This is a genomic window from Actinotignum inguinis (assembly GCF_051265835.1).
Lineage (GTDB): Bacteria > Actinomycetota > Actinomycetes > Actinomycetales > Actinomycetaceae > Actinotignum > Actinotignum timonense.
On sequence record NZ_JBOZDP010000010.1, the window covers coordinates 25994 to 39214 of the forward strand.

The following is a 13221-nucleotide window of genomic DNA, read 5'->3' on the forward strand; positions in this document are numbered from 1 at the left end:
CGCGGGTGAGCACCGTTTACACGGTGAACAGTGCTCACCCGTTCCGGTTTTAAGAACGACGACGCCGCCTCCTGGCCCACGCCCCACTTAGAGGAGGTCGCTGGCCAGGGTGCCGGCCGCTACCGCGAGAAGCAGCACGCCAAAGAGGATGGTGGCGATGCGATCAGGAATGCGCCGGCCAGCGGCTTCCCCGCCGATGCTTCCCAACGCCGAGCCGGCAGTGAAAAGCGCGACGACCAGCCAGTCCACATCGAGGCCGGCCGCGAATTGCGGGATGCGGCCGAGCCCGGCCACCGCCATATTGATGCTCATGACGAGCAGCGAGGTGGCGCTCGCGTAGCGGGCGGGCATGCGCAGCAGCAAGATGAGGGCGGGGACCACCACGAAGCCGCCGCCCACTCCGAAGAAGCCGGAGAGCGCTCCCGCGCCGAAAGCTCCCAGGACGGTGACGAGGTAGGTGAGCCAGCGTGGGGCGGGGGCGGGCGGGTTTTCCGATGCGGTCGGATTCCCCGGTGCGGCTAGCTTTTCCGAAGTGTCCGAATTTTCCAGCGCGGTGCCCGAGTGCGATTCGCCGTCCGCACCCGATTCGCCGTCCGAGCGCGCGGCGCGCCAGAACATGCTCAGCGCCACCGCCACGAGCAGAGCGCTCAGCGACCACACCAGGACTTGCCCGGATACCGCGCCGGCGAGGAAAGCTCCTGCCAGGGTTCCTGGAATGCCCACCAGGGCGAATATCAGGCCGGTTGCCCAGCGCACGCGCCGGGCCAGGGCCGCGGAGATCATGCCGACTAACGACGTAATCCCCACGATAATGATGGATTCGGCGGAAGCTTGGTGCGCGCCATGCCCGAAAATGGTGAGGAGAATAGGGATGGTGAGGATGCCGCCGCCGGCCCCGAGCAGACCAACAACGAAACCGACAGCAATTCCAACTCCGCAGGCAAGCACAGCGTCACTCTATCGCAGCACCGCGCCCGCAACGGCCTCCACCGGCGCAAAGTCAAGGCACCCTTAGTCGCGATTCGCCCACCAGCGCCAAATAATGACAGCAACACCCACGGCAACCGCCGCGATTCCCACCCAGCGGATAATGGACACCGCCGTCGGATCCGCGGCGGGCGCGGCGAGGAGCTCGCCCGCCAGGGGTGCGGGGAGGGCCGGAGAGGTGGTGAGGTCGGCAAGCTGCGGCGTCGTCGTTATGAGCAGATCCATAACGCAACTCTAACGTGACCATCGCCCGCGGGCCGCATCTCACGTAGAATCTCGAGGGTAAACGGCATCATCCTGCATAGAAGCGAGAAGACGAGGACTTATGGCTAAGAAGAACCGCAAGAAGGATTCGGCGACCCCGAAGAAGAAGCGCGCGATTATTCCTTTCGTTGAGCGGCCTTTTGAGGGGCTGGATGCCGAGGCGGAGCTGGTGGCGATGCGCGATCTGCTGCCGCTGGCGACCATGACCGTCACCCTCACCGAAGAGTACGGCAGCGAAAAGGTTATTTTTGGCACGCTGCTGCCGAATATGGTCGGCGCGCTGCGGCGCACGGACGGCCAGCTCCTGGTTGCGATGCAGACGGTTATGAATTCTGGCGACGCTTCTTTGGATATTGCCACGCGTGTGCTCGCCGGTCTGGAGCTCAAGCCGGGAGAAAGCTACCCGGGCGGCACGCAGCCGGAGGCCGGTTCCCCGCGCTTGCAGGATATTGTGGCCTCGTTCTCCGAGCTGGAACTGCAAGAAGATCCGGCTTTCTGGATGACGGAAGAGGAAGCCGCCACCCCCGAATCGCAGGCGGCCTTGCGTGATGCCCGCGCGGATATGGTTCCCGCCGCGCGCATCGAATCCGTGAACGGTGCTTACTGGTGCCGGATGTCGCGCGAGTTTTTGCGCTGGGTGCGCCCCGAACCGCGCGATGCGGTGCTGGACGGTTTGGCGCGTTTGCGCGTCTCCGGCGAGGAGCGTTGGGACGACGACGCCCGCTTCATCGGTGCGTTCCGGGCCTACGGATTGTCGGTCCCGGTGTGGGAATTGGCGCGCGGCACCGAAGCGGAGGAATTGGAAGAGCCGCTGGCGAAGTTCGCGGAGAAGTTGAGTGCAGCTATTGCTTCGACCGAGCCGCTGACCTCGGAAGAAAAGCGGGCCCGCTCCGGGCTGGTTTCCCGCCAGGTGACCTTGCGCTAAGCGGCGCGGGCGCGAGCCGGCCCCAGGCTTCCTTGCGTTAGGCGGCGCGGGCGCGCGCCGGTCTTGGGGGACCTTGCAGTCAGCAGCGCCGGCGCCCCGGCTTAGGTAGCCTCGCGTTCAGCCAGCCGTCTTTAGTGAACTTCCACTAGTTTATAGAAACGGTAAGCAAAGGCCCCGTTTTTCCCTATACACTTATGCCGTGAGTAAAGTCGGTCAGGTCGCGGTGGTCGTGCCCGCGAAGGACGAGGAGCAGTACGTGGGGCGTACTGTGCGCGCAGCGTATGCGCTTCCGGGTGTGGACCTCGTGGTGGTTGTTGACGACGGGTCGGATGACGAAACCCAGGCTATTGCCCGCGCTTCCGGGGCTACAGTGGTGCGCCATTCGGTGAATCGCGGAAAGGCTTCGGCGATGGAGACCGGGGCGAAGGTGGTCCGCATGCGTGATGTTGAGGGTCGCCCGCCCCGCCATTTACTTTTCCTTGACGCGGATCTGGGCGATTCGGCTATTGAGTGCGCTCCTCTTATCGGGCCGGTTGTGGATGGCCGAGTTGATTGCGCGATTGCTGCTTTGCCTCCGCAGGAGGGTGCGGGCGGTCATGGTTTTGTGACTCGTTTGGGGCGCCGTGCGATTGAGCGGGCTACGGGTTGGTCTCCGCTTCAGCCGCTGTCCGGTCAGCGCTGTATGACGGCGGCGGCTTTTGATGCGGCGCGTCCGCTCGCGAAGGGTTGGGGCGTTGAGGTGGGGATGACCATCGATATGCTGGTGGCTGGCCTGACTCTCCAGGAGATTCCGTGCGATATCCGCCATCGGGCTACCGGGAATGATGTGGCTGGGACTCTGCATCGGGCCGGGCAGTATCGTGATGTTTTCCGGGCGGTGTGGTCGCGCCGCTTCCACGGTGTCAAGGTACCCGTGGAATCTCGCGGCGCTGCTAGTTCCAGCGGCACCGAGCATTTCGCTCCTTATCGCGCGCTGGTGCTGGAGCATTCCTGAGCCCGCATCGCTCCGTCCTCCGCAATCTAATCCCGCGAATTTCTTCCCGGCTGGCCGTTATCTGCCAGCCGGTTTTTCTTGTGGTTCTTGGGCGGCATCCGTGCCCGCGCATTCCCCGAAGGAACTTTCCCCGGCCCGCATGAGCCCAAGGGCAAAGGTGGGGGCGAGCAGCGCGACCCCGACTCCGAGGATGACCAGGCCGGAGTCGTTAATAAGGGAGGCGTAGCCGAGGGCGAGGAAGCCCGCGGCGGTTGCAGCGGCCGGGTGCGGATGGGCTGTAACGCACGCATGTACCTGCGCGGTTGCTGGCCGGGCCCGCAAATCCCAGCGCCCCGAGGTCACTAGCCACACCACCATGCATACTCCCACGAGGAGGGTGGCGCCCAGCGCACCGGCCACCAGGGGCGGCAGGCCAAAGAATGCTTGGGACAGTTTTCGGGCGACGACGGCGCCAGCCCCGCCGTGTTCCACCCTGCCTACAAAGTTACCCAAGTGGGTGGTGGATCCCACCGCACGGTCAAGCACAGCCAGGCCGGCCGAAACCGCCACCCCGGCGATGGCCGCGAGCGCGGTGTGCCACCAGGTCCAACGCTTTCCCCAGGTGTGCCAGGCGAGATAGGCGAAGCCGAGGGTGAGGGCCGGTGGCCCGCCGGCATCCGCTCCGAAAACGGGAAGCCCATCCAGGGCGATGGCGCACGCACCCACCGCGAGTACAGCGAAACCAGCCATACGGGTTGCCCGGTTAGTGGGTGTGGCCGAGCCGCCGGCGCTGTGTATGCGTGCGGCGAGGGTGGCGGCTGCGGCAAGCGCGCCGACAGCGAAGATAGCGAAGACCGAGTTATTAAAGCCGAAGAAACGCCCGGCAACGGTGGGGAGGGATCCCATAACCGAGGTGTTGGCGAGGGAGTATCCCCCACCAAAGGTGCTGACAAGGACGTCCACCGCGATCACGGTAGCGCTGAGTGTTCCCAACCGTGCTAGCGGCGCGGCAATCCAACGATCCCCCGCCGGGGCCTGGCGGCGCGGGCCGGCTAGCGCCCAGGTGGCAAGAAGCGCAGCAAGGACGGCCAGGCTGCTCCACCAGCCAAGTAGCGGGCGGGAGAAGGACCACCACGGAATAATCCCGATAAGGAGCGCGCTCACGGGCAGGGCCGCGAGCCACGCGAGGAGCTGCGCGAAACCGGTGGGGCGGGCACGGCGGGCTGCCGCCCGGGTAGGGGGTACGGGCGCGGTAGCAGCTTGCGGAACTGAAGCCCCGGCAGAACTGCCAGCAGCCGCTGCCACTGTTGCGGGTGGGAAACGATGGAAACGAACCAGGTGTACGGCAATAACGGCGAAACAGACCAGCCCGAGGCCGGCAAGCAGGAGGTAGAACTGCGGGCTCAGCTGCGCAGTTAGATCAGCACGGAGTGCTTGGCCGTGCAGGGTGGCATTGGCCGTGGCCAGCGTGGTTTTTCCACCGCTATCTACGGTGAGCAGCGCGGGAGCGCCGTTGTGCCAGGCGAGCACACTGGGTGCCAGGTCAATGAGCTGAACGAGGCCGGCGGTGCGGGTGGTTGTGGAGCGAGCGAGCGCGGTTGTTTCGCCCGGCTCCAGCAGTGCGAAGAAACCAAGTTCGGCCCGCTCGGCACGATCAGCCACAGTGGTGATAACGATGCGGGCCTGCGGTTGATGCGCGGTGACAAGCGCGATGATATTCCCGAGGCGTTCATCGAGCTCGGCCAGGCTCCCGACGGGGACATTCTCCGCACCAGCGCTTCCTCCATCAGCGCTTTCTGCACCAGTACTTCCCGTATCGTCACTTTCCACCGCAGCGTTCGCCGCATCGAAACTTCCCGCGTCAATAACTGTGAGTTCCCGCCCGGCGAGCACCGAACCATCCGCTAGCACATCTGCGAGATCACGGTAGGCGATGCGTGATTCCGCCTGGCGGTTGAGGGCGAGGGCAGCGCCCGGACCCACCGCGAGCGCCCGCTCCGGAGCCACGGCCTGCGCTAGCGCACCCATAACCACGGGGTAGTGGGCGGCGCTGCTTTCTTCGCTTATCTGTTCCGCATCACGCACCGTACCATCCGGGGTAACCAGGGATTCCGGCGCCACGCAGGAGCTGGCCGCGGGGGTGACCGCCGCGCGGGCACCGGCCCCGAGGCTCACCCAGCCATCCGCCGCGCAGGTGGTGGGCGCGGCCGTGCGCACGGAAATATTGGCGAGCGCAGCGCCGTAACCGCCCGAATTATCCGTGCCCGAACCTGCCAAAGCCGCACTGAGCCGCGGGGTGCTTTCCTCACCGACATCTGCCCAGCGCAGCCCGGCCACCCCGATCATCACCGTGGGGCGCGCTTGCTCCGGTGCCGCTTGCGCTGCCGAGCCGAGCGGCCTCGCCGGCGCACCCTGCGCTTCCGGCAAGCTCACCGCGCGCGCGGACGCAGGCGCCCCACTCAGCGTGGCCCCGAAAACCACCATCGCCACAACAGCAAGCACCGCCGCCCAGAACCCGGCCAGCCGCATCGTGCGCCCGCCGTGGCTATTACCGTGAGAATTCCGCATGGAACCAGCCTACTCGGCACCTACGACACTTTTAGAAGCCCCGAACACCCCCACGCCCCGCGCACTGCGAACACACCTCTAACACACCCCGAGCACCTACTCTTTCGGACGCCCCGAACGCCCCACCCCGGGGCGGGATACAATAACCAGGCGACAGCGCGGGCAGGTGCACCGCCGCCCAGCTGCGCCGTCGCACTATTTCTTCACGCAATCTCCACGCACGAAAGGACACTATGCAATCCTCGCCCGCTACCGAACCGGTCCGCTATTCTTTCCTCGGCCCGCGCGGCACGTTTTGCTTTGCCGCTTTGCAGCAGGTAGCCAGCGAGGACACCGCCACCTTCGTGCCCGCGGTGGACGTGCCCTCGGCGCTGCGGATGGTGCGCGCCGGGCAGACCGATGCCGCCGTGGTACCCATCGAAAATTCGGTGGAAGGCGGGGTTAATGCCACTCTCGATTCCCTCACCGCCGGCTCGCCGCTGGAAATTCGCGGGGAAATGCTGGTTCCGATTGCGTTCTCGCTGGCGGTGCGGCCCGGCACGCGCGCCGCGGATATTCGCCGGGTCGCCACCCATCCGCACGCGTGGGCGCAGTGCCGCACCTGGATCACCGAGCACCTGACCGATGCCGTGCACGTGCCGGCGACCTCTACGGCCGCCGCCGCGCGCGAACTGGCGGAAAATCCGGATGCGGATTTTGATGCGGCGATTTGCGCGGTGCCCACCACCGGCGTGTACGGGCTCGCCTCGCTGTCCGATGAGATCGCCGATAATCGCAATGCCGTCACGCGCTTCATTAAAGTGAGTAAACCCGGGGAGATTCCCCCGGCGACGGGCTCGGATAAAACAACGCTGATGGTGCGGCTGGCCTCGGAGAAGCCCGGCGCGCTGCTGGAAATGCTGCAACAATTTGCCGCGGTTGGTGTTAATTTATCGCGTATTGAGTCGCGCCCGGCCGGCGACCAGCTGGGGCGTTACGCTTTCTCCCTGGATGCCGAGGGCCATATTCACGACGAGCGGGTGCAGGCCGCGCTGGTCGGGCTGCATCGCATCTGCCCGGAAGTGACGTTCCTGGGTAGTTACGCGCGCGCGGATCGGCAGGTCACGCGCCTGCACGCCGGGACTTCCGACGAAGATTTCGGTGCCGCGCGCACCTGGGTCGCCTCGCTGCTCAGCCGGGTCACCCGCTAACGGAAGCGCTTGCCCGCTATAGCCAGTATTCATCGAGGCACCATGAACCCGCTGCACACACCGCTCACACTGCGAACACTGCTTACCGGGCAGCAGTATGCAGCGTTTACGGCCGCGTGGGCGGAGCTGCGCGGCGGCTCGCTAACCGGCGGGTCACTGACCGGCGGCGCCTTAGGTGACGGGCGTTCTGGCGGGTCACTGACCGGCGACGGGCATTCCGGCGGCGCGCTAACCAGCCCGGATACCGTGCGGGTGCGCGACCTTTCTTGGCCGGAGCGCGAGAGCACCGTTCTTCACCTCAGCGGCCCCGGGGTGTCCTGGATTCTCAAAACCGCCGGGAACACTGCTTACAGCGTGGGGCGCGAAGCCCGCGCACGCGCGTGGACCGGCCCTTTGGAGGCGCGCGGCACCGTGGCTCGCTTGCTCTGGTACGACGACGCCGCCCCGCTCGCCATCCTCGACTATCTACCCGGATGTGACGTTCTGGGCAGCCCGTGGGAATTATCCCCGCGAGTGCATTACCAGGCCGGGGCCGCCCTCGCGCTGCTCCACGGGGCGGGAGCTCGCCTTGATCACGGTTTCGCCAAGGGTGCCCTTACTCGCACCCGAGCGCGGATCGCGGAGATTCGCGCCCTCGCTCCGGGTGGATCGCTGCCCGCTGATTTTACTGGCGGACCGCTGCCCGCCATTTCCCCGGAGGTTATCCTGCCCGCCGCTTTCGATGAGAAGCTCGCCGAAGCGGAGGATTTCCTGGCGAGCTACCAGCCGGGCAGCGTCGTCGTGCATCCCACGCACGGGGATTGGCAGGCGCGCAATTGGTTGTGGGATGAGCCCGTCGGCCAGCTGCGGGTCATTGATTTTGGGCGCTTCGGGTGGCGGCCAGCCGCCGCGGATTTCCTGGAGCTGCACGAACTGTGGCGGGCCCATCCGGAATTGGACGAGGCCGCGGCGCGCGGCTACCGCGAGGCTGGAGGAAACTGGCCCGCGGAGAGCGGCATCGGCAGCGGCAAGCCCGGCAGCGGCAAGCCCGGTGCCGGAAGCGGCGAACGCGGGGCCAGCGATGAAAGCGATATTGAGCGGCTGCTGCGAGTGGCACGCGACGTCGGCCATATGTGGCACCGGGCCACCACGGCCCGCCGGATCGCGGGCGCGCCCGCCGCGCGCTAAGCTGGATCCATGCTTGATATGCGTTCTGTTCGCGAGAATCCGGAAGCCATCCGTGAGTCCCAGCGCCGCCGCGGGAATGATCCCGCTACCGTCGATGCCCTGCTCGCCGCCGACGATGCGCGCCGCACCACCCTGCAAGAGTTCGAAGCCGCCCGGGCCGAACAAAAAGAGGTGTCGCGATCCGTGGGGAAAGCCTCCCCGGAGGAGCGCCCCGCCGTGCTCGCCCACGCCAAGGAGCTGGCCGAAAAGGTCAAGGCGCTGGACGCGGCCGCGGCGGAAGCCGAAGAAACCTACCTGGCCGCGAATCGCGCGATTGAGAACCCGGTGCTCGCCGGGGTACCCGCGGGCGGGGAAGATGATTATGAGGTGCTGGAAGTGATCGGCACCCCGCGTGATTTCGAGGCGGAGGGCTTCACCCCCAAGGATCACCTCGATATTGCGGAGGGCCTGGGGGCCCTGGATATGGATCGCGGCGCGAAGGTCTCCGGCTCACGCTTCTACTACCTCAAGGGAGTGGGCGCGCACCTGGAAATGGCAATGTTCCGCATGGCTATTGATCAGGCAGCCGAACACGGCTTCACGCTCATGACCACGCCCACGATTGTGAACCCGGATATTATGTCCGGCACCGGGTTCCTCGGGGAGCATTCCGATGAGATTTACTACCTGGGTGCCGATGACCAGTACCTGGTGGGCACCTCGGAAGTGCCGCTGGCCGGCTACCACAAGGATGAGATTTTGGAGCTGGGCGGTAAGCCGCGGCGCTACTGCGGGTATTCGGCCTGCTACCGGCGTGAGGCCGGCTCCTACGGGAAGGACACCCGCGGGATTATTCGCGTGCACCAGTTCAATAAGGTGGAAATGTTCTCCTACTGCCCGGTGGAGCAATCCGAGGAAGAACACCGCGCGCTGCTCGCGATGGAACGCGAAATGATCGGGAAGATGGAACTGCCCTACCGCATTATTAATGTGGCGGCCGGTGATCTGGGTTCTTCCGCGGCGCAGAAATTCGATTGCGAGGCGTGGCTGCCCACCCAGCACCGCTATATGGAAGTCACCTCGACCTCCAATTGCACCACCTACCAGGCGCGGCGGCTCAATGTGCGCGAGCGCGTGGACGGGAAAACCCGCGCGGTGGCCACCCTCAACGGAACCCTGGCCACCACCCGCTGGTTGGTGGCGCTTTTCGAGAACCACCAGCAGAAGGACGGCTCGCTGTACGTGCCCGAGGCGCTGCGGCCCTACCTGGGAGCCGGCCTGGCCGGGCGCGAATTCATCGAGCCGGTGAAGTAGCCGGTGAACTATCCGGTGCGCGAAGGCTGAACAGCTCGGCGCTCCGAACAGAGTAACGACCAGCGTAACGAAGGCGGCGATGTGAAAATCCAGGTGGAATCGACGGCGGCGCGCTTGCGAGCCGCATTCGATGCCGCCGGGACCCCGCCGGCCGGGCCGGAGCTTATGGTCTGCCTGGATTTGGACGGCACCACGCTCCGGCCGGACGGCATTATTGCCGAGCGGGTGGACGCCGCTTTCCAGGAGCACCTGCGCCGGGGAACCCACCTGGTGGTGGCCACCGGGCGCGGGCGCGAATCCGCCATTCCCGTGCTCGATATGCTGCGGGTGAGCGAAACCATTATGGTGTGCTCGAACGGGAACGAAACGGTGCTGCTCGGTAACGCGCAGCTTCCCGGGGTGCAGGTGCGCACGGTCCGCTCCATGACGGATCGCGGGGATGTGGTGCCGGTGCGCCTCGCTCACCTTTTCACCATGGAGGAAGCCGACCTGGCCCGTGCCCTCGATGCGATGCGCCGCGAATTCTCGGGTGCCTATTTCGCGGTGGAACCGGTGGAAGGCCCGCGGCGGGTGGCGCACGGGTACGCCACCGAACGCCTGGAACCCAATGCCATCTGGGTGAAATTCAAAGACCTCGTGGTCCCGGACGCCCTGCGCCTCATTATGGTGGTTCCGCGCATGGAAGCCGCCGAGCTCATGGCGCGCCTCTCCCGCCTCGAGATGCCGGGTGTGGATTGGGCGGCGTCTTCCTCCTCTGGCTCTGGCTGGGTGGATGCCGGGCGGGCCGGGATCTCCAAGGCGAGCGCACTCGAGGCGCTCCGCCGCGATTTCGGCATCGCGCGCGGGGCAACCGTAGCCGTGGGCGATGGCGGGAACGACATCCACATGCTCGAGTGGGCCGGCGTGGGGGTCGCGATGGGGCAGGCGCTCGATTACGTCCGTGCGCACGCGCGGGCCGTGACCGATCCGGTATGGGACGACGGCGTAGCCACCCTCCTCGAGGTGCTGCTGGCGCGTTAACGCTGGCGCCGTCGTCGTTAAATATCACAAGCGCCCCGCACAGCCGCAAGCTGCGATAATAATATTTTCTACGCAATCCGGTTCATTTTCTGATGAATTTCCGCGCGTTTCGCGGTACGGTGGCGGTGAGTAACCCGAGTTTCTCTGGGCTCTCCCGAGCCGCACCACGAAAGGATATCGGATGAAAAAGGGACTCGTTGGCACGGTGGGTGCACTGTGCACGGCATTGATGATGGGGCTGGCGGCGCTGGTGCCGGCAGCCACCGCCGCTCCCGCTGCCACGTGGGATGCCGCGGATTTCACTATTGAAACCGAGGGCGCTACCACAACGCTGCGCGGTTTGAGCGATACCGGCCTGCAGAAAATTACGAACCTCAAGCACGTGGTTATTCCGGAGGGCGTGACCGCGCTGACCGGGCCGAATGGCCGGACGGGGAATATGCACAGCAAGGGAATCACCGGTATTACGCTGCCGGCCACGCTCACGGAGGTGAGTTACGGTTTCCTGGATCGCAATGCGATTTCCGCGGTGGAGTTCCCGGCGGGGATGCAGAAGATTGGGCCGGCGGCTTTCCAGGCCAATGCGCTCACGGAGGTCACGCTGCCCGCCTCGATCACCGAGGTGGCCTGGAGCGCTTTCCAAAATAATCATATTTCCACGGTGCGGTTGGCCGGCGCGTATAACAACGCCGTTTTCCCGGTGGTGCCCGGCAGCAGCGCTGGCAATAGCAGCCCGGCTTTTGCGCAGCAGGAGCTCGCCGACGCCACGGTACCCGCGCACGGCACGCTCACACTCGCGCGGATTTCTGATGTGAACGGCGATCTCAGCGGTCGCGGGCTCACGTGGAGTGCGTATTATTGGGACGACGGCGCAGCCGAGCCCGCCCTCACCAGCTCCATCGTGACCTTTGCTGATGGCACGGTGACCGGGGTGGCCCCGGGTTCCACCCGCGTCATCATGATGGCAAATGATACGGCCACCGGTAAGCCGCTGTATTCCGCGGTGGTTCGGGTGAATGTGACCGAGCCGGCGCCTGAGCCTGAACCCGAACCGGTTCCTGATCCTGAGCCAGTTCCCGATCCCGACCCCCAGCCGGCGCCAGACCCTGTTCCGGACCCTAACCCTCAGCCGGCACCAGACCCTGTTCCGGATCCAAACCCTCAACCGCAGCCGCAACCCGATCCAGATCCGGCACCCGATCCGCAGCCGCAACCCGCGGATCCAACTTCTCCGTCGCAACAGCAGGCCCCGAAGCCCCAACCGGCTCCTAAGCCTGCGCCGAAGCCCGAGGCTAACAAGCCGGCTCCTGCCCCAAGCAAGGCACCGACGCGGCAACTCGCCCACACTGGCCTGGCCACTACGGGCGCTCTGGCCGTCATGACCGTGCTGCTGTCCACCGGCTACGCCCTGCGCCGGCGTGCGAAGTAACCCAAAGTTCTAGGTAACTCAAGGCTAAACGCCACGCACCTGGGGGCCGCGCCGATACCGGCACGGCCCCCAGGTTTTCTATTCTCCGCACAGATCCCGGGTGGTGATCTGACCGGCTGTCTACACTGAAGGTAAATGTGCGGCAAAAGAAGCCGCCGCGGATACTTATAATCACACGTAAGGTAAGGAGAAAACACCGTGGACCGAGAAGGGCTGCACAACGACGATAACCTTCCCTGGTCTCCCGTCGATATTCTCATCGATTGGATCAATGAACACGCAGACCCGGAACTCGTCGCGAAAGATGACGGTTACTGGCTTGAAGGAAAAGGCGGAGGTGGAACCCCGTGGTGCCTCATCTATGCTTTGGATGGTGCGAGCCGTTACGGAGTGAAAATCCCAGACGATAAGCTCATTCCACCGATTGAAGACATCCGTGGCGAGCTAACTGTCCACTCCCGGCGCGTCTTGAATATATTCCTTGAGAAGATCGGGTCGTCCCTACGGGTATAGCCTTATCGGACAAAAGCGGGCGCAGATCGGAGACCAGGTCGAACCGATTCCCCGCCGGCGTGAAATCTCCGAAAGGCTCGCTCGTAAGATTCTCGAAAGGAGCAAGAAGTGACAACACTAAATACCACGGTTACCCGTGATGGAAATTGGTGCGTCGCCGAATTTGCCCTTAACGGAAAGGAATACGGCACGCAGGCGCGCCGCCTTGATCATATTGAAGACATGGCAAAGGACGCCGCGGCGCTGATTACGGGAGATCCTCTCGATAGTTTCGCCGTTAACATCACCGTCGAAACCCCTGAATTCGCGGAGGATATCAAAAGATAAGGAGGCTCGCCTCGTTTGATTCAGGCGTAATACGAGACTCGGGACGCTTCTCTGCTGGCAGTTGCCCGGTTAGGCGATGCTGGATTTTCGCTTCGTGACATTGGTGCAGTTATGCGTTATATGGGTAGCGACTGATTCTTCGATACAGCTTGTTCGACATAATTCCAGAAGGGGAGGTAAGCGTCATCAACGGAACGCAGCATTTGAATAATGTCTTCAGGTAAACGTAAATGCAGGTCATTGGTACATACTGCAATGATAGATTCAATTGCGATCTCGTCTTGCCCGGAAGCGTGGTCTCCGTCTAGGCACTCCCAAAGATAATCGGGGAAATCAGAATGGCTTTTGACATACCGCTTCAGTTCTTCAAACGCGATATTAATCTCCACCTCAATCACCTTCTCTTTGGCTTTTTCGATTTCTTTGAAGCATTCGGCCCCTTCGGGTTCCGTGGGAGGCTTACAGACCAAACGAACGGCCCCGGGAAATGTTGCAACAACTGCTACAGCGATTGAATCGTATCTCCCGGGACCGTCCGCCCGTTCAACGAAGATGGAGGTACCCT

The 13221-nt window shown here is 64.4% G+C and carries 13 protein-coding genes; 9 read left to right on the top strand and 4 right to left on the bottom strand.

The window, feature by feature from the left end; genetic code table 11:
• Positions 1-87 precede the first annotated feature (87 nt).
• Together ACRQFC_RS06135 and ACRQFC_RS06140 are read right to left on the bottom strand one after the other, a co-directional pair.
• Positions 88-948, bottom strand: a complete 861-nt coding sequence (locus ACRQFC_RS06135; RefSeq protein WP_284883312.1) for a sulfite exporter TauE/SafE family protein — start codon at positions 946-948, stop codon at positions 88-90.
• A gap of 63 nt (positions 949-1011) precedes the next feature.
• A complete protein-coding gene (locus ACRQFC_RS06140; protein WP_284883311.1) occupies positions 1012-1212 on the bottom strand; it encodes a hypothetical protein in 201 nt (66 codons plus the stop codon).
• A gap of 100 nt (positions 1213-1312) precedes the next feature.
• Between ACRQFC_RS06140 and ACRQFC_RS06145 the strand changes: the two genes are divergently transcribed.
• Together ACRQFC_RS06145 and ACRQFC_RS06150 are read left to right on the top strand one after the other, a co-directional pair.
• A complete protein-coding gene (locus tag ACRQFC_RS06145; protein WP_284883310.1) occupies positions 1313-2176 on the top strand; it encodes a DUF5926 family protein in 864 nt (287 codons plus the stop codon).
• Positions 2177-2375: 199 nt separating this feature from the next.
• A complete protein-coding gene (locus tag ACRQFC_RS06150) occupies positions 2376-3170 on the top strand; it encodes a glycosyltransferase (protein WP_284883308.1) in 795 nt (264 codons plus the stop codon).
• Positions 3171-3227: 57 nt separating this feature from the next.
• Here the strand turns inward: ACRQFC_RS06150 and ACRQFC_RS06155 are convergent, their stop codons facing one another.
• The gene (locus ACRQFC_RS06155) at positions 3228-5717 is read right to left on the bottom strand and encodes a hypothetical protein (protein WP_284883307.1); all 2490 of its coding nucleotides are present in this window, start codon (positions 5715-5717) and stop codon (positions 3228-3230) included.
• A gap of 233 nt (positions 5718-5950) precedes the next feature.
• Between ACRQFC_RS06155 and pheA the strand changes: the two genes are divergently transcribed.
• The 7 genes from pheA to ACRQFC_RS06190 all read left to right on the top strand — a co-directional run bounded on the left by pheA (position 5951) and on the right by ACRQFC_RS06190 (position 12656).
• Positions 5951-6907 carry a prephenate dehydratase gene (pheA, locus tag ACRQFC_RS06160; protein WP_284883306.1) on the top strand — a complete coding sequence of 319 codons (957 nt, stop codon included), beginning with the start codon at positions 5951-5953 and terminating at the stop codon, positions 6905-6907.
• 42 nt (positions 6908-6949) lie between these two features.
• Positions 6950-8074 (top strand): aminoglycoside phosphotransferase family protein, encoded by a 1125-nt coding sequence (locus ACRQFC_RS06165; RefSeq protein ID WP_284883304.1) that lies wholly within the window; start codon positions 6950-6952, stop codon positions 8072-8074.
• Between the two features lie 9 nt (positions 8075-8083).
• A complete protein-coding gene (gene serS / locus ACRQFC_RS06170; protein ID WP_284896025.1) occupies positions 8084-9367 on the top strand; it encodes a serine--tRNA ligase in 1284 nt (427 codons plus the stop codon).
• A gap of 81 nt (positions 9368-9448) precedes the next feature.
• Positions 9449-10387 (top strand): HAD family hydrolase, encoded by a 939-nt coding sequence (locus ACRQFC_RS06175; RefSeq protein ID WP_284896022.1) that lies wholly within the window; start codon positions 9449-9451, stop codon positions 10385-10387.
• A 181-nt stretch (positions 10388-10568) separates the two neighbouring features.
• On the top strand, positions 10569-11816 hold the full coding sequence (locus ACRQFC_RS06180) for a leucine-rich repeat protein (protein ID WP_284896019.1): 1248 nt from the start codon (positions 10569-10571) through the stop codon (positions 11814-11816).
• A gap of 198 nt (positions 11817-12014) precedes the next feature.
• Positions 12015-12329, top strand: coding sequence for a hypothetical protein (locus ACRQFC_RS06185; protein WP_284896017.1), 315 nt, complete (start codon positions 12015-12017; stop codon positions 12327-12329).
• 108 nt (positions 12330-12437) lie between these two features.
• A complete protein-coding gene (locus ACRQFC_RS06190) occupies positions 12438-12656 on the top strand; it encodes a hypothetical protein (RefSeq protein ID WP_284896014.1) in 219 nt (72 codons plus the stop codon).
• A gap of 116 nt (positions 12657-12772) precedes the next feature.
• Here the strand turns inward: ACRQFC_RS06190 and ACRQFC_RS06195 are convergent, their stop codons facing one another.
• Positions 12773-13045, bottom strand: a complete 273-nt coding sequence (locus ACRQFC_RS06195; RefSeq protein WP_284896011.1) for a hypothetical protein — start codon at positions 13043-13045, stop codon at positions 12773-12775.
• Positions 13046-13221 lie beyond the last annotated feature (176 nt).